This is a genomic window from Pseudomonas sp. NPDC087346 (genome assembly GCF_044744235.1).
In the GTDB taxonomy this organism is placed as follows: Bacteria; Pseudomonadota; Gammaproteobacteria; order Pseudomonadales; family Pseudomonadaceae; genus Aquipseudomonas.
Map to the genome: position 1 here is coordinate 26,652 of NZ_JBIUXX010000024.1, position 18,698 is coordinate 45,349.

The 18,698-nt window shown below is 59.7% G+C and carries 17 protein-coding genes; 9 read left to right on the forward strand and 8 right to left on the reverse strand.

Translation table 11 applies throughout. The annotated features are described in order from the left end of the window. Positions 1–194: 194 nt before the first annotated feature. Positions 195–1,034, forward strand: a complete 840-nt coding sequence (locus tag ACIOZM_RS15935; RefSeq protein ID WP_401215558.1) for a DUF2242 domain-containing protein — start codon at positions 195–197, stop codon at positions 1,032–1,034. A gap of 190 nt (positions 1,035–1,224) precedes the next feature. Beyond that, complete coding sequence (locus ACIOZM_RS15940) at positions 1,225–1,413, forward strand: hypothetical protein (RefSeq protein ID WP_401215560.1); 189 nt, start codon at positions 1,225–1,227, stop codon at positions 1,411–1,413. A 3-nt stretch (positions 1,414–1,416) separates the two neighbouring features. On the opposite strand, the gene ACIOZM_RS15945 is transcribed toward ACIOZM_RS15940, so the two are convergent. Then, positions 1,417–2,457: an AraC family transcriptional regulator gene (locus ACIOZM_RS15945; RefSeq protein WP_401215562.1), complete on the reverse strand. Its 1,041-nt coding sequence runs from the start codon at positions 2,455–2,457 to the stop codon at positions 1,417–1,419. Between the two features lie 3 nt (positions 2,458–2,460). Then, on the reverse strand, positions 2,461–3,591 hold the full coding sequence (locus ACIOZM_RS15950; RefSeq protein WP_401215564.1) for a carbon-nitrogen hydrolase family protein: 1,131 nt from the start codon (positions 3,589–3,591) through the stop codon (positions 2,461–2,463). 208 nt (positions 3,592–3,799) lie between these two features. Here ACIOZM_RS15950 and ACIOZM_RS15955 point away from each other — a divergent pair, with 208 nt between their 5' ends. After that, a complete protein-coding gene (locus ACIOZM_RS15955; protein WP_401215566.1) occupies positions 3,800–5,839 on the forward strand; it encodes an FAD-dependent oxidoreductase in 2,040 nt (679 codons plus the stop codon). A 151-nt stretch (positions 5,840–5,990) separates the two neighbouring features. Further along, positions 5,991–6,911: a 1-aminocyclopropane-1-carboxylate deaminase/D-cysteine desulfhydrase gene (locus ACIOZM_RS15960; RefSeq protein WP_401215568.1), complete on the forward strand. Its 921-nt coding sequence runs from the start codon at positions 5,991–5,993 to the stop codon at positions 6,909–6,911. Positions 6,912–7,110: 199 nt separating this feature from the next. Here ACIOZM_RS15960 and ACIOZM_RS15965 read toward each other — a convergent pair whose 3' ends face one another. From ACIOZM_RS15965 to ACIOZM_RS15975, 3 genes are all read right to left on the reverse strand, one after another. Beyond that, positions 7,111–7,665 carry a cytochrome b gene (locus tag ACIOZM_RS15965; RefSeq protein WP_401215570.1) on the reverse strand — a complete coding sequence of 185 codons (555 nt, stop codon included), beginning with the start codon at positions 7,663–7,665 and terminating at the stop codon, positions 7,111–7,113. Between the two features lie 188 nt (positions 7,666–7,853). Continuing rightward, on the reverse strand, positions 7,854–8,681 hold the full coding sequence (gene phnX, locus ACIOZM_RS15970; RefSeq protein WP_401215571.1) for a phosphonoacetaldehyde hydrolase: 828 nt from the start codon (positions 8,679–8,681) through the stop codon (positions 7,854–7,856). Positions 8,682–8,825: 144 nt separating this feature from the next. Continuing rightward, positions 8,826–9,935 (reverse strand): 2-aminoethylphosphonate--pyruvate transaminase, encoded by a 1,110-nt coding sequence (locus ACIOZM_RS15975; RefSeq protein WP_401215573.1) that lies wholly within the window; start codon positions 9,933–9,935, stop codon positions 8,826–8,828. Positions 9,936–10,047: 112 nt separating this feature from the next. Between ACIOZM_RS15975 and ACIOZM_RS15980 the strand changes: the two genes are divergently transcribed. Then, positions 10,048–10,908 carry a LysR substrate-binding domain-containing protein gene (locus tag ACIOZM_RS15980; protein WP_401215574.1) on the forward strand — a complete coding sequence of 287 codons (861 nt, stop codon included), beginning with the start codon at positions 10,048–10,050 and terminating at the stop codon, positions 10,906–10,908. 100 nt (positions 10,909–11,008) lie between these two features. On the opposite strand, the gene ACIOZM_RS15985 is transcribed toward ACIOZM_RS15980, so the two are convergent. Then, a complete protein-coding gene (locus ACIOZM_RS15985) occupies positions 11,009–11,881 on the reverse strand; it encodes a LysR family transcriptional regulator (protein WP_401215576.1) in 873 nt (290 codons plus the stop codon). 278 nt (positions 11,882–12,159) lie between these two features. Between ACIOZM_RS15985 and ACIOZM_RS15990 the strand changes: the two genes are divergently transcribed. Next, positions 12,160–13,485: an MFS transporter gene (locus ACIOZM_RS15990; RefSeq protein WP_401215578.1), complete on the forward strand. Its 1,326-nt coding sequence runs from the start codon at positions 12,160–12,162 to the stop codon at positions 13,483–13,485. Between the two features lie 71 nt (positions 13,486–13,556). After that, on the forward strand, positions 13,557–14,948 hold the full coding sequence (locus ACIOZM_RS15995) for an FAD-dependent oxidoreductase (RefSeq protein WP_401215580.1): 1,392 nt from the start codon (positions 13,557–13,559) through the stop codon (positions 14,946–14,948). Between the two features lie 198 nt (positions 14,949–15,146). On the opposite strand, the gene ACIOZM_RS16000 is transcribed toward ACIOZM_RS15995, so the two are convergent. Then, on the reverse strand, positions 15,147–15,275 hold the full coding sequence (locus ACIOZM_RS16000) for a DUF6124 family protein (RefSeq protein ID WP_401215582.1): 129 nt from the start codon (positions 15,273–15,275) through the stop codon (positions 15,147–15,149). Between the two features lie 867 nt (positions 15,276–16,142). Between ACIOZM_RS16000 and ACIOZM_RS16005 the strand changes: the two genes are divergently transcribed. Both ACIOZM_RS16005 and ACIOZM_RS16010 read left to right on the forward strand, forming a co-directional pair. Beyond that, entirely contained in the window at positions 16,143–16,523 is a 381-nt protein-coding gene (locus ACIOZM_RS16005; protein ID WP_401215584.1) for a DUF6124 family protein, read from the forward strand. Positions 16,524–16,671: 148 nt separating this feature from the next. Then, positions 16,672–17,031, forward strand: coding sequence for a DUF6124 family protein (locus tag ACIOZM_RS16010; RefSeq protein WP_401215586.1), 360 nt, complete (start codon positions 16,672–16,674; stop codon positions 17,029–17,031). A 274-nt stretch (positions 17,032–17,305) separates the two neighbouring features. Here ACIOZM_RS16010 and ACIOZM_RS16015 read toward each other — a convergent pair whose 3' ends face one another. Beyond that, positions 17,306–18,697: a type VI secretion system Vgr family protein gene (locus ACIOZM_RS16015; RefSeq protein ID WP_401215588.1), complete on the reverse strand. Its 1,392-nt coding sequence runs from the start codon at positions 18,695–18,697 to the stop codon at positions 17,306–17,308. Position 18,698: the final 1 nt, after the last annotated feature.

Sequence of the window (18,698 nt, forward strand, 5' to 3'; positions counted from 1 at the left end):
GCCTAACCGCCGGGGCTTTTTTGTGTTCGATAGTGGCCAAATGACAGAGGTTTCATCGATCATGCATCGATTCGACTTTTTCCCGTCGTTGATGGTCGATACAGTTGTAACTGTCTTATGACACTAATCCATACGCCGTCGGGGCGTGATCTGTTGCACAATACGCCCCAGACTGTTTTCCCTCAGGATGTTTAATGTTGATTTCAACTCCCATGCGTGTCGTTGGGTTGGCGCTGTTGTTGACCGCTGTTGCCGGCTGCTCGAAGGACAAGCCTCTCTATGAGCATGAGAACTTCGACGACTCCGGTACGTTTTCGCGCAATTACCCGGTGACCGACACCGCGAGTTGCGAAGCGGCCCGTCGTGCGTTGCTCAGTCAGGGCTACATCATTACCAGCAGCGACCCGAAACTGGTCAGCGGCCACAAAAGCTTCCAGCAAACGGGTGAGTCGCATCTGGAGATCAGCTTCAACATCGTCTGTGCCGAAGATGGCAGCGCCGGGCATCACGCCACGGTGTTCGCCAACGCCTTGCAGGATCGTTATGCACTGAAGAAGACCAACAACTCGGCCAGTCTGGGTGTTGGCGTGCTGGGTTCGGTGTCGATGCCAATTGGCTCGTCGGACGACTCGATGGTCAAGGTCGCCAGTGAAACCGTGAACTCGCAGAAGTTCTACGAGCGTTTCTTTGCGTTGGTCGAACAGTTCTTGCCGGCGGATACCAAGAAAAAGGCGCACATCGAAGAGCAGCCGAAACCTGATCTGGGTGTGCCTGAGCCGAAGGCAAATCCAACGCCGGCAGTGCCAGCAGCGGAGCCAGTTGCGGCGCCAGCGCCTGCGCCGTTGGCTGCACCGGTTGAAGCTGCGCCAGTGAGTTCCGAGCCGGTGACACCGCCTGCAGAAGCAGCGCCGATCACTCCTGAGCCGAGTGCTGAGCCTGCGCCTGCCACTGAAACGATCACGCCGCCGGCCAATCCGCCGAACCTCGCGCCGCCATCAGAGCCGATTCCGGCGATGCCTGCTTCCGGCCAGTAATCGGGATTCACCCTGTAGGAGTGAGCCTGCTCGCGATGACGCCTTCAGCTTCAACATTATTGTTGACTGAGAGACCGCTATCGCGAGCAGGCTCACTCCTACAGTTGTTTCTGCCCGCCTTCAAATTTCGTTACATTCGCCTGACAAAAATCCCGCGATAAATTCCTGACCACCTGCTACGTTTTATTTCATGAAGGACGCGTTTCATTTTTCCTTCACACGGGCACTTTATGCTCGGGGCACGGGTCGATTGATCAGGCCGCTTTCAAGCGAGCAGCAGGGGGATTACACGATGGATGACTATCAAGAAGAACTGCTCGAATACCAAGCGTACGAGCTGGACTCTCCGGAGCCGGCAGAAGACGCCACCGAGTTGTAAGCGTCAGGCGGTTTTGCGGTGACTGCGGCGGAACTCGCCCGGTGTCTGGCCGTTCCAGCGCTTGAACGCGCGCTGAAAAGCTTCGGCCGAGGCAAAACCCAGTAGATAGGCGATTTCGCCGAACGCCAGTTCGGTGTCGCGAATGTAGGTCATCGCCAGATCACGGCGAGTGTCATTGAGGATGGCGCGAAACTGCGTGCCTTCCTCGGCCAGTTTGCGCCGCAAAGTCCAGGTTGGCAGTTTCAAGCGTGCCGCCACTTCTTCCAGATCCGGTTCCCGACCACCATTGAGCAGCGGCCCGAGCAATTGGGTGATGCGTTCGCGCAGGCTGCGGGTGCGGGTCAGTTGTTCCAGTTCCCGCTCACACAATTGCAGCAGATGACGCCAAGTGCTTGGGCAGTGCTCCGGGTTGCGCCGGGCGAGGCTGCTGAGGCTCAGGCGCAACTGATTCTGCTCTGCGCCGAACTGGATGGGACAGTCACCGAGTACGGTATAAGCCTCGCGGTAGTCGGGGGCGTCGAATTCGATTTCGATGCGTTCTGCGCGCAGTGGTTCGTGGCTCAGGCTGGATAGCTGATGCAACCACCCGGCAATGATCGAATCAACCACGAAGCGGTTGTAGGCGTTGTAAGGGCTGATTGAATAGAAGCGCAGCCAGGCACCGTTGGCATCCTCGTGAAAACTCGCCTGGCCGCGATAGTTGGAGCCGTATAGCGGTTCAAAACGGATCAGGCAGCGAGCTGCTTCGCGAACGGTGGGTGCTTGCGCAGCGGTGACGCCGGCCAGCCCGGCCTGACTCAAGCGGCTGAGCTGACCCATGCGCAAACCCAGCGCCGGGTCGCCGGTCAATTGAATCGCAGCATGCCCAAGGCGCATGTAACGCGGAATCGACAATCGCGCACCGGCCTCGGCCAGGCGTGCGGCGTCCAGACCGTATTGCTCCAGCAGCGGTTGCGGGTCGCAATCATGACTGCGCACGGCATCTGCCAGGCTATGGACGAAACCGACCGACAAATCCCCGAGGCGCATCGGCAGCGGCTTCATTGCTTACAACCAGACATTCAGCAAACGTGCGCCACGGGCTTCGCCATCGGCGAATTGTTGGCCGTTGCTGCTGAGGAAGCTTTGCCCCGCGCTCGACTTGTCCCAGAGCTGGCCACGCAGGAACACACTCATTCCGGCAATCGCCCGGCTGCTGGGCGGTTGTGCAATCAGCGTCAGGCGATGCCAGGCCTGACCTTCGCTGACTTCACCGGGTTTGAGGCTGACCGAACCCGGGGTGCTCGAACCCTTGTAGCCGCGCCACGGTTTATCCCACGCATCATGACCGCTCACGTACGCCGGCACCGCGATAATTTGCGCGCCTTGCTCGTCGAGTTTGCGGTAGTTGTCCGGATACCAGCTGTCGCTGCCGATCAACACGCCCAGGCGCCCGGCCGGGGTGTCGACGACGTTGATCGCCTGTTTGTCTTCAGCGTCGATCACATCACGCAGATCGAAGATCGGGTGCATTTGCCGCTGCGGTTGGCCGAGCGGCACGCCGTCACTGCCGAAGACCACGCTGCTGTTGAACAGGGGGCCGCTGCCGGGTTTGAGCTGGCCATCGCGGATACTTGGTTCGGGCAGCACGATCGAACCGGCGACCAGGGTTACATGGAATTCCTTGGCCAGACCGCCAAACAGCGCTTGATAGTCCTTGGCCATGGCTTTGGATTTCATCCGCAGATGCGCGTCATTGAGGCGGTCGCTGCCCTTGGCATTGAGCCAGGCGCGGGCAAACAGCAACGGATTGCTCGCCGCCAGCCAGTTCATTGCTTCAGTGAAGGTGGCGGCTTGATACAGCTCGTCTTTCTCGCCGCTGATCATCAGCCAGGTGCCGACATTCTCCGGCAGCACCACGACGGTCTTGTCGTTGAGCAGCCCCTGATTCTGCGCTTGCTGCAAATAAGCCGCGAGCTTGCGGTGCAAACGGTCGGGGCTTTGGTAGTCGGTGGGAAACAATTCCGGCTGGATGCCAAGAAGATTGCCGCGATCGGCTGGAGTGCCTTGATCGACCGCCAGTTTGATGCGCAGGTCCGACAGATAATGCCCCGCGGGCCGGTCTGCCGCCCACATGGCGTAGGTGGTGAGGACGGCGACAAGGGCCATGGAAAAAGTCAGGTACAAAAGTTTGCGCATGAAAACCAACAACAACCGGGTACAGAGTGTGATGCCTAGGGTAGGGCCCATGCCCGCGCTTGCCAAGGGGCGCTGCGCATTTTGATCATTAACTTGTCAGTTACGGTCATTGAGTGACAGCGGTGCGACTCTTAGTCTGTCGAACATGCCTGACGGGAGACGAAGAGCTCCTGCAATTTATCCGTGATCGCTCGTTGTGGAGTTACCGATGACCGCCGCTCATTACCCGCACCTGTTGGCCCCGCTGGACCTGGGATTCACCACGTTGCGCAACCGCACCCTGATGGGCTCGATGCACACTGGCCTGGAAGAGAAGCCGGGCGGCTTCGAGCGCATGGCGGCGTACTTCGCCGAGCGTGCCCGTGGCGGCGTAGGTCTGATGGTGACTGGCGGTATCGGCCCGAACGACGAGGGTGGCGTTTATTCCGGCGCGGCCAAACTGACCACCGAAGAAGAAGCGCTCAAGCACCAGATCGTGACCCGCGCGGTACACGAGGCGGGCGGCAAGATATGCATGCAGATTCTCCATGCCGGGCGCTATGCCTACAGCCCGAAACAGGTCGCGCCGAGTGCGATTCAGGCGCCGATCAACCCGTTCAAGCCAAAAGAGCTGGACGAGGAAGGCATCGAGAAGCAGATCAGCGATTTCGTCACCTGTTCGGTTCTGGCGCAAACCGCCGAATACGACGGCGTGGAAATCATGGGCTCGGAAGGTTATTTCATTAACCAGTTCCTCGCCGCGCACACCAACCACCGCACCGACCGTTGGGGCGGCAGCTACGAAAACCGCATGCGTCTGCCGGTGGAAATCGTCCGCCGGGTGCGCGAAGCCGTGGGCCCGAACTTCATCATCATCTTCCGCCTGTCGATGCTCGACCTGGTCGAAGGCGGCAGCACCTGGGATGAAATCGTGATTCTGGCCAAAGCTATCGAGCAGGCCGGCGCGACCATCATCAACACCGGCATCGGCTGGCACGAAGCGCGGATTCCGACCATCGCCACCAAAGTGCCGCGTGCGGCATTCAGCAAGGTCACGGCCAAGCTGCGTGGTTCGGTGAGCATTCCGCTGATCACCACCAACCGTATCAACACGCCGGAAATTGCCGAGCAGATTCTGGCTGAAGGCGATGCCGACATGGTCTCGATGGCTCGGCCGTTCCTCGCCGACCCGGATTTCGTCAACAAGGCTGCCGAAGGCCGCGCCGACGAAATCAACACCTGCATCGGTTGCAACCAGGCCTGTCTGGACCACACCTTTGGCGGCAAACTCACCAGTTGCCTGGTCAACCCGCGCGCCTGCCACGAAACCGAACTCAACTATCTGCCGGTCAAGCAGATCAAGAAAATCGCCGTGGTGGGTGCCGGTCCTGCCGGTTTGTCCGCCGCCACCGTGGCCGCCGAGCGTGGGCATCAAGTGACGCTGTTTGATTCGGCCAGCGAAATCGGTGGCCAGTTCAACATCGCCAAGCGTGTGCCGGGCAAGGAAGAGTTTTTCGAAACCCTGCGCTACTTCAAGCGCAAGCTGCAGACCACTAACGTCGAGGTGTGCCTGAACACCCGCGTCGATGTGGCGAAACTGGTTGAAGGCGGTTACGACGAAGTCATTCTCGCTACCGGTATCGCACCGCGTACCCCGGCGATTCCGGGTGTCGAGAACGCCAAGGTGCTGAGCTATCTGGACGTGATCCTCGAACGCAAACCAGTGGGCAAGCGCGTAGCGGTGATCGGCGCCGGTGGTATCGGTTTCGACGTATCGGAATTCCTCGTTCATGAAGGCGTGGCCACCAGTCAGGATCGCGCTGCGTTCTGGAAAGAGTGGGGCATCGACACCAATCTTGAGGCACGCGGTGGTGTGGCCGGAATCAAAGCCGCGCCGCATGCGCCGGCCCGTGAAGTGTTCCTGTTGCAGCGCAAGAAAACCAAGGTCGGCGACGGTCTGGGCAAAACCACTGGCTGGATTCACCGTACCGGTTTGAAGAACAAGCAGGTGCAGATGCTCAACAGCGTTGAATACCTGAAGATCGACGACGAAGGCCTGCACATCCGCATCGGCGAAACCGGTGAGCCGCAATTGCTGGCGGTGGACAACATCGTTATCTGCGCCGGTCAGGACCCGCTGCGTGAGTTGCATGACGGTCTGGTGGAAGCAGGGCAGAACGTACACCTGATCGGCGGCGCCGATGTGGCGGCCGAGCTGGATGCCAAGCGTGCGATCAACCAGGGTTCGCGTCTGGCGGCTGAACTCTAAGGTTGCAGGTTTAGCGTGCCAATGGCCATCGCGAGCATGCTCGCTCCCACAGGTTTTGTATCGATCAAATCCAATGTGGGAGCGAGCTTGCTCGCGATGGCTGCTTATGAGCGACTAGAATGCCAGTTCTATCTGAGCTCACCTGGCATCCATGCTTTATCCTTCAGCAAACTGGCTACCCCAAGCCCCCCTCGAACCGCTTCAACTGGACTGGCTCTCTGCCGCCGGCATTGAAGTCGCGATCCTGCGTCTGGACCAGATCGACCCGCTGATCAGCGGCAACAAGTGGTTCAAACTCGTCGAACACCTCAAAGCCGCCGACCGTGCGGGGGCCGAAGGCATCATCAGTCTTGGCGGGGCGCACTCCAATCATCTGCATGCACTGGCGGCTGCGGGCAAGCGTCTGGGATTCAAAACCGTAGGGCTGTTGCGCGGGCATCCGCAGGAAACCCCGACCGTGAAGGATTTGCAGACGTTCGGCATGCAACTGCACTGGCTGGGTTACGCCGGGTATCGGGCGCGGCATGAGCCGGACTTCTGGCTGCCTTGGCGCGAGCAATATCCGACGTTGCAAGCAGTGCCAGAGGGCGGCGGCGGGTTGCTTGGGGCGCTTGGATGCGTGGCGTTGAAGGCACAGGTCAACGCGCAATTGGCCGGATTGGGCTGGAACGATTATCACGGTTGGTGGCTGGCCTGCGGCACCGGGACGACACTCGCGGGACTGGTGTTGGCGGAGGCGGGTGAACATCCGGTCTATGGCGCACTGGCGGTGCCCGATGATCACGGCGTGGCGCCGCAGGTCGAGGCGATTGTTCATGAGGCGGGATTGCAGGGGCGGGCGTACGAGCTGATCGACGCCAGCCGTGAAGGTTTTGCCAAGGTTGATCCGTTATTGCTTGAGTTCATCGAGCAGACCGAACAGGCCAGTGGCATCCCGCTGGAACCGCTGTACACCGGCAAGGCACTGCTGGCGCTCAGGCAACAGATCGAAAGCGGTAGATTCCCCGCAGGCACACGCCTGATCTTCGTGCATACCGGCGGCCTGCAGGGCCGCCGAGCAATATCGAGCTAATCAAATACTCTGTGGCGAGGGGATTTATCCCCGTTGGACTGCGCAGCAGTCCCATACCCTGCGCACGCGATAATTCAGGCTGAATGCAAGCGTAGAGTTGGGGCCGCTTCGCTGCCCAACGGGGATAAATCCCCTCGCCACAGGAGACATCTTCACCTTAGGAAACCACTTCACCTCAGGTAACCAAGTAGCGGCAAGGTCAGCGTTCAGCGCGCTTGGGCATCATCCGCAGCAACGTGTTATCCCTCACCACGTAATGATGATAAATCCCCGCCAGCGCATGCAGTCCGATCAGCCAGTAACCGATCGTGCCGACGAGTACGTGCCAGTGCTCGACCTGCTTGGCGAATGCCTTGTCTTCATTGACCAGCAGCGGCAGATCAAAGCCATAGAACATCACCTGATGCCCCTCGGCGCTGGTGATCAGCCAGCCGAGTATCGGCATGCTGATCATGAACAGGTACAACGCCCAGTGCATCAGCCGCGCCAGGATAGTTTGCCATTGCGGCGAAGCCGGGAAGATCTTCGGCGCCGGGCCAATGCTGCGCGCCAGCAGGCGAAACCACACCAGCACGAACACGGTCAGGCCGAGCATGTAGTGCACTTCGCGGATCAGCGAGCGGCCGCCGCTGCCCTTGGGAAAAATACCGCGTAATTCCATGCTGGCATACACCAGCACCAACAACACCAGCATCAGCCAGTGCAGCAGGACCGACACGGTGCTGTAACGTGATTCGGAACTTGTCCACGGCATACGGTGTTTCCTCAGCTATCAGGGTCGACATGTGCCGTTCTTGTGCGACGGCATGCTTTAACTGTAATCCGCTTTGGCGGATTTGCCTGATGCTGATCGGTCTTTCAATGCGCTGAGTCAGGGGTTTGCCAAAAAAAACGCCAGTGTCGGGCAGACACTGGCGTTTTTGTTTGCAGCAAGGGGCTGGATCAGCTCGATTGCGGCATTTCACCCTTGGCCAGACGCTTGTTGATGTCGGCGATCACTTCCGGCAGATCGGTGATGGTGTCGATCATGTAGTGCGGGCGCGAACTTTCGAACAGGGCGTGGATGCGCTTGCGCTCGCTGGCCAGTGTGTCGCTACTCAAGGCGCGGAAACCCTCGTAATCCAGACCCAGCGCATTGCCCGAGCAGATCAGCGCGACCGTCCACATCCCGGCGCGGCGGCCTTCGAGAATGCCCGGCACGGTGTCATCGATCTTCACGCAGGCGGCGACGTCGTCGATGCCCAGCGCAATCACGTTGGCCAGTGCCTGAGCCGGCCATGGACGCCCGTTCGGCACTTCGTCGGTGGCGACCACGTGGTCGGCGACGTAACCGTTGGTGGCGGCCAGTTCAACGACTTTATCCATGACCTGCTTCGGATAGCCGGAGCAGGAGCCGATCTTGATCCCTTGCTCGCGCAGGTTGGCGATGGTGTCCAGCGCGCCGGGAATCAGTGCCGAGTGCTCGGCGATCTTCTCGATCTGTAGCGGCATGAAGCGGTTATAGATAGCGGTGACGTCGTCGTCGGTCGGCGTGCGGCCGAACACTTTGCGATAACGCTCGGCAACCTGCGGCTGATCGCACAGGGTGCGGATGTGATCCCACTTGCCCATGCCCATCGGGCCACGGGCCTCGTCGATGGAGACCTGAACGTCGAATTCACCGAAGGCTTCGACAAAAATCTGAGTCGGTGCGAAAGAACCGAAATCGACCACGGTACCGGCCCAGTCGAGGATGGCGGCTTGCAGCTTGGTTGGGTTGGTGTAGTTCATGGCAATAAGAATCCTATGTTGGCAACACGGTTCAATGTGGGAGTGAGCCTGCTCGCGATGGCGGTGTGTCAGTCGACATTCATGGTGGATGACAGATAGCAATCGCGAGCAGGCTCACTCCCACAGGGGGATTTGTGTGGGGGCTTAGATTTCGAGCACTTCCATTTCGCGCAAAACATCGCCGACAGCGGCCACCGCTTCGCGCATTTCGTCCGGGGTCACGTGGCCGATGCAGCCAACACGAAAGGTTTCAACCTGGGTCAGTTTGCCCGGGTAAAGGATGTAACCCTTGGCCTTGACCCGTTCGTAGAACTCCTTGAACTGGTAGCGCGGATCTTTCGGTGCGTGGAACGTGGCGATGATTGGCGCTTGAATCGCGGCCGGCAGGAAACTGCTCAGCCCGAGCTTGGCCATCTCTTCCATCAGCGCCTGGCAGTTGGCCGCGTAACGCGCATGACGCGCCGGCAGGCCACCTTCTTCGTTGTATTGCAGCAGGGCTTCGTGCAGCGCCGCGACCACATGGGTCGGCGGGGTGAAGCGCCATTGGCCGGTTTTCATCATGTAGCTGTGCTGGTCAAACAGGTCCATTGCCAGCGAGTGCGAGTTGCCGGCAGCGGCGGCCAGCGACTCTTTGCGAGCGAAGACAAATCCCATCCCCGGCACGCCTTCCAGGCATTTACCGGATGCGGCGATCAGCGCGTCAAAGGGGATTTTTTGCGCGTCCACCGGCAGCGCGCCGAAGGAACTCATGGCGTCGATGATCAGGCGTTTGCCGTGTTGCGCGACGACCTGGGCAATTTCCGCCAGCGGATTGAGGATGCCGGTGCTGGTTTCGCAGTGGATCAGCGCGACGTGGGTGATGTCGCCGTCGGCACGCAACAGACGATCGACGTCGGCGGCGGTGGTCGGTTCGTCTTCAGCGGTTTCGAAGGTGCTGAATGAACGGCCGAGCACTTCGCAGATTTTCGCCAGACGCTTGCCGTACGCGCCGTTGATCAGCACCAGCACTTTGCCGTCGCGCGGCACCAGAGTACCGATGGACGCTTCGACAGCGAAGGTGCCGCTGCCCTGCAATGGCACGCAATGGTGGGTCGCGGCGCCATTGAGGATCGCCAGCAATTGTTCGCAGAGGCTGGCGGTCAGTTGATTGAAGCGGTCATCCCATGACCCCCAGTCAACCATCATTGCCTGACGGGTGCGGGCCGAAGTGGTCAACGGGCCGGGAGTGAGCAGGATGGGTGCGGCAATACTCATTCTTGTGTCCTCGCAAAGCGCTGGGGGATGAAGCTACGGGGCATAAGTTGCAATTCGGCGTGCCATCAATCAAATTGTTTGTTGTTATGCCAGCCATCAGTGAGAGTTATCCATGAACCTGTTCCAGCTTCGCGCTTTCGACGCCGTGGCCCGCGAAGGCAGCTTCACCCGCGCTGCCGAGCGCCTGTTCATCAGCCAGCCGGCGGTCACCGGGCACATCAAAGCGCTGGAGGAGCATTACCAGATCACCTTGCTGCGGCGCACCGCGCGACGAGTGGAGCTGACCGAGGAGGGCACCAAACTGGCGGCGATCACCCGGGCGATGTTCGGTCTGGCGGAAGAGGCGCAGACCATGCTCGAAGCCAACCGCCAGTTGCTGACGGGCAGGCTGGAAGTGGCGGCGGACGGCCCGCACATGGTCATGCCGATGCTTGCGAGCCTGCGTGCGCGTTATCCGGGGATCACCGTCAATCTGCGGCTGGGCAATGCGCAGGAAACCCTGGGCGCTTTGTTGTCCGAGCATGCGGATGTGGCGGTATTGACCGAGGTTGAACCGCGTAAAGGTCTGCATTTGCAGGCGCTCAGCGAATCACGGATCTGCGCGCTGGTGCCGGCCGGGCATCCTTGGGCGCAGCGTTCTTCCGAGGTGAAACTGAAGGAACTGGATCAAGTGATCATGGTGCTGCGCGAGCCGAGTTCGATCACTCGGCGCACGTTTGATCAGGCCTGTGCGCAGGCGGCGGTGCATCCACGGGTGTTGCTGGAACTCGATAGCCGTGAGGCGGTGACTGAGGCGGTGGCGGCTGAGCTGGGGGTGGGCGTGGTGTCGTCGGTGGAGGTCAGCCATGATCCGCGGGTGGTGGCGATTCCGATTGTTGGCGAGGGGTTGGTGAATCGGCACATGATCGGGTGTATGGAGCGGCGGCGGGAATTGCGCCTGATTCAAGCGTTCTTCGGGCTGGCGCCAACCTGATTCCGAGGTGCCTTCATCGCTGGCAAGCCAGCTCCCACAGGTTTTGTGAACACCACAGAACCTGTGGGAGCTGGCTTGCCAGCGATGAGGCCTGCAGTGTCTACACAAGACTCTCGCGAACCATATCGAGGAAGGTCGCCACCACCCGCCGCGAACTCTGTTCACGCAGGCACACCAACGTCTCGGTCAAGCGCCGGGTACAGTCAATAATCGGCAGTGCACACACCCGCGAATCCGCGCCAAATTCCGCCGCCGACACCACACCCACGCCAATCCCCACCACCACGGCCTCACGCGCCGCTTCCCGGCCTTCAACCTGAATCGCCGGACGAATACGAAACCCTGCGCGAGCCATTTCCTCTTCCAGCGTCTGCCGAGTGACCGAACCGATTTCCCGCAGCACCAGCGGCGTGTCGTCCAGGTCTTCGAGGCAAATCGATTCGCGCTCGGCCCACGGATGATTGCGCGAGACGAAAGCGACCATTGGATCGTTGCGCAGCGGCACGCACAGCAACCGTTCATCGCTGACATCACGCCCAAGCAAGGCCAGATCCGCCTGATAGTTGAACAGCCGAAACAGCGATTCATCGGTGTTGCCGGTCTCGATTTTCACGCTGATCCCCGGATAGCGCTCACAGAACCGCGCAATCTGCGGCAGCACATGCACCGGCGCATCCACCGCCAGAATCAGGCTGCCGGTCTGCAACGCTTGCGACTCCTGCAGCAGTTCCTGCGCTTCCGCTTCGATCACGAATAACCGCTGAGTGATCGACAACAGGCGCTCGCCCAGATCAGTCAGGCGCACCGAACGTTTGTTGCGATGAAACAGCAACACACCGAAGCGTTCTTCGAGTTTGCGCACTTGATCGGAAATCGCCGGCTGCGTCAGATAAAGCCGCTCGGCGGCACGGGTGAAGCTTCCGTGTACGGCGACGGCATGAAACGCTTTGAGCTGGGCGTGGGAGACGGACATCGTTACTCCGATTACAAAGTCAGTAACAAGCTGAGCTTATGTGTGAAATACGATAAATCGATTTTATTTATTAAACAGTAATTGCTTTGATCGGCTCACGCCAACGCTGACTGCTCGGTCGAGCAGCACGATGGCCATGAGCCTGTGCGTGCAACAGCAGGACTCATCTGACCGCAACCGCCCCGGACGAAGGGCGATTGCGCAGTGCTCAACAATAAAAACACAGGCGTTTTCTTCCAATTCTGCCGGCACACTCACACCCTGAGGTCAGAACCACAATGAACAAGCACATCGGCACCATCGCACGTTGGCGCGTGCAGATTTTTGCGATCACCTGGCTTGCGTACGCCGCTTTCTACTTCACCCGCAAAGCTTTTTCGGTGGCCAAACTGGGCATCGGCGAAGACCCGACCTTCATGCTCGACAAAATGGCCATGGCCAACCTCGACGCGATTTATCTGGCGGCCTATGCCATCGGCCAATTCACTTGGGGCATGCTCGCCGACCGCTTTGGCCCAAGGGTCGTGGTGCTCGGCGGATTGCTGATCTCTGCTGCGGCGGCACTGGTGATGGGCAGTTACGCGACGCTACCGATCTTCGCCACCTGCATGTTGATTCAGGGGCTGGCGCAGTCCACCGGTTGGTCGGGTTTATGTAAAAACCTCGGCAGTTTTTTCCCGTCTGAACAGCGCGGGCGAGTGCTCGGGCTATGGAGTTCCTGCTATGCATTCGGTGGTCTGGTGGCGTCGCCGTTTGCCGGATGGTGGGCCTATACGCTAGTCGGGACCTGGCACGCGGCGTTCATTTCCAGTGCAGCGGTGGTCGCGGTGGTCGCGGTGTTGTTCTTCATCTTTCAGCGCGACAAACCGGAAGACGTCGGTCTGCCAGCGGTGGAACCAGAGCCAGTACTGAGTGCTGAAGAAACTGAAGCCAACAGCAAACTCAGCGTTTGGGAGCCCTTGAAGGAAATCATGCGCAACCGCACGGTGCTGGTGCTCGGGCTGGCGTACTTCATGCTGAAACCGGCGCGTTACGCGATTCTGCTGTGGGGCCCGGTGATTGTTTTCGAACAAATGCCCAGCGTTGGCAAAGTCGGCGCGGCGATCATTCCGACCTCGTTTGAACTGGCCGGGCTGCTCGGCCCGATCATGATCGGCATGGCTTCGGACAAACTGTTCGGCGCCCGGCGCATGCCGGCCTGCGTGATCAGTCTGCTGGCACTGACCGTGACGCTCGCGCTGTTCATGGGCGCCTTGCACACCGGCAGCGTATTGTTGGTGGTGGCGCTGCTGTTTGTCATGGGCCTGACTTTATACGGGCCGGACTCGATGATCAGCGGTGCGGCCGCCATCGACTTCGGCAAAGCCAAGGCGGGTGCCACGGCTGCCGGATTCGTCAACGGCTGCGGCTCGGTCGGTGCCGTACTCGGTGGCTTGTTGCCGGGCTATTTCGACTCGGTGACGGTGTTCATCGTGTTCGCCGGTTGCGCTTTGTTCTCGGCATTGGTGCTGATTCCACATTGGAACAGTCGCCCGGCCGGCGTGATGGAACCGCGCGCATCGATCCCCAATCATGCGTTGACGATCAAACCCCTGCGTACCTGAAAACCTTTGCCTCGCGGCCTGCTGCGGCGTTCGCGGCAGGCTGTGTCGTGGCCGGATGACTGGAGAATCCCATGAGACCGTTTTGGCTGGAGCAGGCCTTGCAGGCCGACACGTCCGAGACTTGCCCGCCGTTGCAAGGCGAGGTGCGCAGCGATGTGTGCATTGTTGGCGGCGGCTACACCGGGTTGTGGACGGCAATCATGCTCAAACAACAGAACCCGGAACTCGATGTGCTGCTGATCGAAGCCGACATCTGCGGCGCCGGGGCCAGTGGTCGCAACGGTGGCTGTGCGCTGTCGTGGTCGGCCAAGTATTTCACCCTTGAACGGCTGTTCGGCGTTGGAGAAGCGGTGCGCCTGGTCAAGGAATCCGAGCGCAGCATTCACGCCATCGGCGAGTTCTGTGAGCAGTACGACGTGGATGCCGATTACCGCCTCGACGGCACGCTGTACACCGCGACCAACCGTGCGCAGGTCGGCTCGACCGATGCAGTGATCGCCGCGCTTGAGCGCAACGGTATCAACTCGTTCACCCAGCGTCCGCTCGCCGATGTGCAACGCATGGCCGGTTCGGCCAAGCATCTGGAGGGCTGGTTCTCGCCGGCGGCGGCCAGTGTGCAACCGGGCAAACTGGTGCGCGGATTGCGTCGGGTGGCGTTGCAGCTTGGTGTGAAAATTCACGAAAACACCGCGATGACCGGTCTCGAAGAAGGCACCCCGGCGCGGATTCAAACCGCCAACGGCAGCGTCGTTGCTGACCGCTTGGTGCTGGCGATGAATGCGTGGATGGCGCGGGCGTTTCCGCAGTTCGAGCGCAGCGTGGCGATTGTTTCCAGCGACATGCTGATCACCGAACCGCGCCCGGATTTGTTGCAGGAAATCGGTTTGACCAGCGGCGTCAGCGTGCTCGACTCGCGAATTTTCGTGCACTACTACCACAACACCCCGGACGGCCGGATCATGCTCGGCAAGGGCGGCAACACTTTCGCTTATGGCGGGCGGATGCTGCCGGTGTTCGATCAGCCATCGCCGTATGCCGGGTTGCTCAAGCGCAGTCTCGGCGATTTTTTTCCGGCATTCGCCGACGTCAAAGTCGATGCGACCTGGAACGGACCCTCGGATCGATCCGTCACCGGGTTGCCGTTTTTCGGGCAGATGAGCGCCAGTGGCAACGTGTTTTACGGTTTCGGCTACTCCGGCAGCGGTGTCGGCCCGTGTCACATGGGCGGGCAGATACTTGCCTCGCTGGTGCAAGGGCTCGATAACCCATGGACACGCTCGCCACTGGTCAACGGTCCGCTTGGCTACTTCCCGCCGGAGCCGATTCGCTACCTCGGTTCATTGATGGTGCGCAACGCCATCCGCCGCAAGGAACGCGCCGAAGACCACGGCAACCGCCCCCGGCATCTGGACGTGCGCCTGGCGAAATTCGCTGCGGCGGCGGGCAAGGCTGATAAAGCCTGAAAGAACGCCTAAATCCTGTAACTGCCTGTGCAGTAAGGTCGACTGTGGCAAGGGGATTTATCCCCGTTGGGTTGAGAGGCGACCCTGAAATCTGTGTATGCGGTGTATCAGTTTCACCGCGTACTCAGCTTTAACGACTGCTGCGCAGCCGAGCGGGAGCAAGCTCCCTCGCCACAAAAGCTGATTTGCATCCGTGCACTATGCAGGCAACTCAATATTATCCAGCGCCCGATCTTCCGCCAGTTCCGTCAGTTTGATCAACTGCGCAACCCCCAGCAGCGTCTTGCGCTGCGGACCGTCCAGAAAACCGGCGAAGTCACTGGCCATCACCTTCGCCGAGGCCAGGGATTCGCCGTCACTGATAGCGGGGCCTCAGTCCTCGCCAGCCACTACGGCGTGACCCCGGGGCGCCAGCGGGCACGACACGGCGACGATCATCAGCGGCATGCTGAATGATCATTCATTGAAGGTAGATACGGTTTGATCGAGGACTGAAACCACAAAACCCGCCGCCCCGGTTGATCGGGACGGCGGGTTTTTATGTCTGAAGATATCTATTGCCTGTGAATAAGCCATCGCGAGCAGGCTCACTCCCACAGTAAATTTACGTTGATCACCATTTTTGTGCCCGACACCCCCCCTGTAGGAGTGAGCCTGCTCGCGATAGCGACCTGACAGCCACCCAATCCCTCACAGGTTCACTCAATCCCTGTGGGAGCTGGCCTGCCAGCGATGGCGGCCTGACAGCCGACCAATCTCCCCCGGATGTAAGCGGTCCAAATGTGGGAGCGAGCTTGCTCGCGAAAGCGGTACATCAGCTGTCCCTAAACGTAATCCGGTGCGCACGTTTAAAGTACACGAACCGTTACGCCATAAAGGCTACAACGCCTTGCGCCGTTACCTACGCGTACGCCAGAATCCGCCGGCTTACACGACTATGGGTCGGGCTATATCGTTTGCCTGTCACTGCAAAACAGTGATCGGGTTTGGTAGCCCGTCTTAAATTGTCGTTGTTGCGACACCTTCGTTGCTGTTTCTTTTTTGAGATATGGCTTTGTATGGTGGGCATGCGTGGGGCTCCTCTGTGAGCGCCGGGTTACCCAATTTGACCGGTCTACCAACCCGCGCATGGCCGCCACCCGCCGTTTGGTAGCGAGGGTGATGGCTCCTATTGTTCAAATTGGAGTTTTATCAATGTTCAAAGCCACACCCAATCCCCCAGACACCGACCCGATCCCGTACGACCCGGCCCTCGACCCCCTGAAGATAAAAGATGCGACCGACCGCGCCATCAACTTCTACCTCTACCTCAGCCCTGGCTCACTGAAGGTCTCGATACCTTCAACACCGTTACGCAAGTCGCGCAGGATCTTCCTCATCGATCTCACCGTGGACGAAGAAACACTGCTCGTCGAAGCCTGCGAATCATTAGCGGCCGCCAGCGACATGGCCCGCGATATCGGCAGCGCGCTCGACGATTCACAGCGCCGGGCCATGCTGATGCTGCATCAGGTGATCATGCTGAGTGAACTCATGGTGAACCGGGTACTGGATAGCCGCCGCTTGCCGCACTAGTTACCCGGTATTCCTGTAGAAGCTGCCGCAGGCTGCGATTCTTTGATGTTGCTTTTAAAAAACAAAATCAAAGTTCGCAACCTGCGGCAACGACAGAAAGTCATTCTTTCAAAGTACCTCGATGGGTACTTGTCCGGAGTTCCAGCTGATGCCCGAAACTACACCCAACCCACCGATCACAGACCCTGTATCGCCGTACGAATCCCTCAACTCAAGAAAACTCCACGAAGCCGCCGAACGCGCCCTCGACCACTACTTATCTCCCGCACAAATCATGGCAACACCCTACACCCCCAGCAGCATGTTCATGGTCAACCCGCAAACCGACACCGAATCCCTGCTGGCCAACGCCTGCGAATCCCTGGCCTCGGCCACGGTGATGCTCGGTGATTTCGCCGGAACACTGGAGGGACCGGGTCGCAATACGGCGTTGGGCATTGCTCAGGTTGTGATGTTGGGGGAGTTGGCGGTGAATCAGGCGTTGGATAACGTTGTGCCAAAGGAATAGGCGCAACAGTTACGGCCTTACCGCGAACAGGCTCACGGTTACATGCCCTACAAAGATCGCCGGTGTAGGAGTGAGCCTGCTCGCGATGGTAACCGATCAATCAGACGGCTTATCCCATCGCCAAGACCCGTTCGGCGCAGGTTAGAGAACCGGGTGCAGGAGCCGGGCAAGCCCGAAGGCCTCACCCTCGCTGTCGCTGGCTTTTATAAGAATGCCACCGTGGCGCACGGACGCTTCGGCTTGGGCGAGTCCATTTATTACAGGGGAGGCATTTTCAGCGTTCGGCGCTGTTGAGCAGCCAGTCCAGTAGCAGGCTGCTTTCCGGCTCTGGGTGCGTATCGCGTGGTGGCGGTTGGCGTTGGCTGCCGAGGCACAGAATCGGGCGGTCCGGGTCACTGTCGAGAAAACTCACCCACACTTCGCTGCCGGCGCGCGGCAACTCGTGGGGAGCGATACGGCCGTTGGCGCTGGTCAGGGCAATCGGCAACCAGATGCCGTCATTGGCCTGTACCTCTGGCGAGGGCCACAGACTGACACCGATGCGTCCCTGGTCATCCAGTTGTGGGGGCTGCCCGGGTGAGCCGAGCACTCTCGCCAAGTGATAGCCGGCAATGTTCGGGCGCGGCTGTTTCAACGGCGGGCGGAAATCGGTGGACCACGGCAGGGCGGTGAAGTCGTTGTGATAGCGGCGGCTGGCAAGTGTCGGGTCGAGGATCGATGGTTGTTGTCCTTGATGGCGCAGTTCAGTGATCAGCCATTGCTCGTTGAAACTGCTGACCGGGTGCTCCGTGACTTGTAGCAGATGTCCACTGAGCAGACCGGTGCAATCGCTGCGACCCTTGATTGAACGATAGTGGCAGCGATGGCGCTCCAGATGACGACGGCTGCGCTGCTCGACGTGACGTTGCTCGGATGAAATATTCAGCGGCGCGAGTTTTGGTGCATTTTGATTGGCTGCACCTTCGACAGAAGCCTGTTGCCCACGGTTGTGAATATGCTGCGTGGTCATCATCGGTGGCGGATCGTGGCGCTGGAACAACGCACTGACGCAGGGTGATGGCGGGTCTTCGTCGAGACTGAACGCAATCGTTAACGGCTCCTGCGGCAAGCTCTGGCTGTCATCGGCAAACACCACGGTGTGGCCGTCCGGCTGATGTTCGAAGTGATAGTGGATGCCTTCCTCTTCACACAGGCGTTGCAGCAAGTCCAACGCGCTTTCATCGTACTGAATGCAGAACGGTCGGGCAGGGTAATGGCCGACGGTCAGCTCGATGCGGTAACTGTCTGCCGGCACGGCATGCTCGGCGAGCAATTGCGCAAGGATCTGTGGCACGCTCGATTGAGTAAACACCCGGCGTTCAAGTGTTTGTGCCAGATCCAAAAGGTACGGCACCAATACCAGGCGATAGCCAATCCGATGTGTGCCGCGATGTTCGCAACTGACGCTCTGGATCAGGCCATGTATTCCCTGATGTTTATTCAGGCGCAGAAATGCCGGTCGCTGCAAGAGCTGATCGGGAGGCATGGCAGGCGCCAGGCCAATCACCTCGATCTCGAAACGGAAAGGCTGATTGAGTGCTTCCAGACCACTGAACCGCAGTAACGGCAGGCACAGTTGGCTGTCGGTCAGGGTCAGGGTAAACGGACTTTCCTTGTCATTGCGCATT

What these genes read in the sequence shown, in the direction of transcription:
- ACIOZM_RS15955 (WP_401215566.1), top strand. Translation starts at nt 3,800, where the DNA reads ATGACCGCCGCTCATTACCCGCACCTGTTGGCCCCGCTGGACCTGGGA.
- ACIOZM_RS15935 (WP_401215558.1), top strand. Translation starts at nt 195, where the DNA reads ATGTTGATTTCAACTCCCATGCGTGTCGTTGGGTTGGCGCTGTTGTTG.
- ACIOZM_RS15950 (WP_401215564.1), bottom strand. Translation starts at nt 3,591, where the DNA reads ATGCGCAAACTTTTGTACCTGACTTTTTCCATGGCCCTTGTCGCCGTC.
- ACIOZM_RS15965 (WP_401215570.1), bottom strand. Translation starts at nt 7,665, where the DNA reads ATGCCGTGGACAAGTTCCGAATCACGTTACAGCACCGTGTCGGTCCTG.
- ACIOZM_RS15990 (WP_401215578.1), top strand. Translation starts at nt 12,160, where the DNA reads ATGAACAAGCACATCGGCACCATCGCACGTTGGCGCGTGCAGATTTTT.
- ACIOZM_RS16015 (WP_401215588.1), bottom strand. Translation starts at nt 18,697, where the DNA reads ATGCGCAATGACAAGGAAAGTCCGTTTACCCTGACCCTGACCGACAGC.
- phnX (WP_401215571.1), bottom strand. Translation starts at nt 8,681, where the DNA reads ATGAACTACACCAACCCAACCAAGCTGCAAGCCGCCATCCTCGACTGG.
- ACIOZM_RS15985 (WP_401215576.1), bottom strand. Translation starts at nt 11,881, where the DNA reads ATGTCCGTCTCCCACGCCCAGCTCAAAGCGTTTCATGCCGTCGCCGTA.
- ACIOZM_RS16010 (WP_401215586.1), top strand. Translation starts at nt 16,672, where the DNA reads ATGCCCGAAACTACACCCAACCCACCGATCACAGACCCTGTATCGCCG.
- ACIOZM_RS16005 (WP_401215584.1), top strand. Translation starts at nt 16,143, where the DNA reads ATGTTCAAAGCCACACCCAATCCCCCAGACACCGACCCGATCCCGTAC.
- ACIOZM_RS15960 (WP_401215568.1), top strand. Translation starts at nt 5,991, where the DNA reads ATGCTTTATCCTTCAGCAAACTGGCTACCCCAAGCCCCCCTCGAACCG.
- ACIOZM_RS15975 (WP_401215573.1), bottom strand. Translation starts at nt 9,935, where the DNA reads ATGAGTATTGCCGCACCCATCCTGCTCACTCCCGGCCCGTTGACCACT.
- ACIOZM_RS15940 (WP_401215560.1), top strand. Translation starts at nt 1,225, where the DNA reads ATGAAGGACGCGTTTCATTTTTCCTTCACACGGGCACTTTATGCTCGG.
- ACIOZM_RS16000 (WP_401215582.1), bottom strand. Translation starts at nt 15,275, where the DNA reads ATGGCCAGTGACTTCGCCGGTTTTCTGGACGGTCCGCAGCGCAAGACG.
- ACIOZM_RS15980 (WP_401215574.1), top strand. Translation starts at nt 10,048, where the DNA reads ATGAACCTGTTCCAGCTTCGCGCTTTCGACGCCGTGGCCCGCGAAGGC.
- ACIOZM_RS15945 (WP_401215562.1), bottom strand. Translation starts at nt 2,457, where the DNA reads ATGAAGCCGCTGCCGATGCGCCTCGGGGATTTGTCGGTCGGTTTCGTC.
- ACIOZM_RS15995 (WP_401215580.1), top strand. Translation starts at nt 13,557, where the DNA reads ATGAGACCGTTTTGGCTGGAGCAGGCCTTGCAGGCCGACACGTCCGAG.